Origin of the sequence: Nonomuraea ceibae (assembly GCF_019396325.1) — a bacterium.
Lineage (GTDB): Bacteria > Actinomycetota > Actinomycetes > Streptosporangiales > Streptosporangiaceae > Nonomuraea > Nonomuraea ceibae.
The window spans coordinates 1-1,402 of the sequence record NZ_JAHKRO010000242.1 but is presented as its reverse complement, the minus strand read 5'-3'; the positions used below and the strand labels follow the sequence as shown (position 1 = coordinate 1,402).

At 65.8% G+C, this 1,402-nt stretch carries 1 protein-coding gene; it reads left to right on the top strand.

What is annotated here, in order from left to right; genetic code table 11:
- Positions 1-49: 49 nt before the first annotated feature.
- Entirely contained in the window at positions 50-1,363 is a 1,314-nt protein-coding gene (locus tag KME80_RS49750) for an IS256 family transposase (protein WP_219520091.1), read from the top strand.
- Positions 1,364-1,402 lie beyond the last annotated feature (39 nt).

The following is a 1,402-nucleotide window of genomic DNA, read 5'->3' as shown; positions in this document are numbered from 1 at the left end:
GGGAGTGTAAGAACAACGGTGTAACTCCTGATCATGGAGGACACCCGTGATGAGTACTGTGATCCAGGCATCGACGGAGATCGACCTGGAGGACGCCGGCGTGGCGGGCAAGCCCAAGCAGAGCAAGGCCAAGGAGTCGGATCGGGAGCTGGTGGCCCGGCTGGTGGATCAGGCCCGTGCCGAGGGCGTGGAGCTGGTGGGTGAGAACGGGCTGCTGGGCCGGCTGACCAAGCTGGTGCTGGAGTCCGCGCTGGAAGGCGAGATCACCGACCATCTCGGCCACAACAGGCATGAGCGCTCCGGCAACGAGGGCGGCAACACCCGTAACGGCAGCCGGTTCAAGACCGTGCTCACCGATGTCGGGCCGGTGGAGATCAGCGTGCCGCGCGATCGGGACGCGAGTTTCGAGCCGAAGATCGTGCGCAAGCGGCAGCGACGGCTGTCCGGCGTCGATGAGATGGTCATCTCGCTGGCCGCCAAGGGACTGACCACCGGCGAGATCGCCGCGCACCTGGCCGAGGTTTACGGCGCCGACGTCTCCAGGCAGACCATCTCCACCATCACCGACAAGGTGCTGGAGGGCATGACCGAATGGCAGAACCGGCCGCTCGACCCCGTTTATCCGGTGATCTTCATCGACGCCATCCACGTCAAGCTGCGCGACGGCCAGGTCGCCAACCGTCCCATCTACCTGGCGATGGCAGTCACCGTGGACGGTGAGCGCGACATCCTCGGGCTGTGGGCCGGCGACGGCGGCGAGGGCGCGAAGTTCTGGCTGCACGTGCTGACCGAGCTCAAGAACCGCGGCGTGGCCGATGCGCTGATGGTGGTCTGCGATGGCCTGAAGGGCCTGCCGCAGGCCATCGAGACCGTCTGGCCCCGAGCCGTCGTGCAAACATGCGTCGTTCACCTGCTGCGCGCCTCGTTCCGGTATGCCGCCCGCCAGCACTGGGACGCCATCGCCAAAGCCCTCAAGCCCATCTACACCGCCCCGACCGAGGCCGCTGCACTCGAGCGCTTCTACGAATTCGCCGAACTCTGGGGCGGCAAGTACCCGGCGATCGTGAAGCTGTGGGAGGACGCCTGGGCCGAGTTCGTGCCCTTCCTCAACTTCGACACCGAGATCCGCCGGGTGATCTGCTCGACCAACGCCATCGAGTCGGTCAACGCGCGGATCCGGCGGGCGGTCAAGGCCCGCGGCCACTTCCCCAACGAGCAGGCCGCGCTCAAGTGCGTCTACATGGCGATCATGAGCCTGGACCCAACCGGCAAGGGCCGCAAACGCTGGATCACCCGCTGGAAGGCCGCCTTGAACGCCTTCGCCATCACCTTCGACGGCCGCCTGACCCCGACCACTCGATAACTAATCAAGATCGAGATACACCGTTATCTAGACACACCC

What these genes read in the sequence shown, in the direction of transcription:
- KME80_RS49750 (WP_219520091.1), top strand. Translation starts at nt 50, where the DNA reads ATGAGTACTGTGATCCAGGCATCGACGGAGATCGACCTGGAGGACGCC.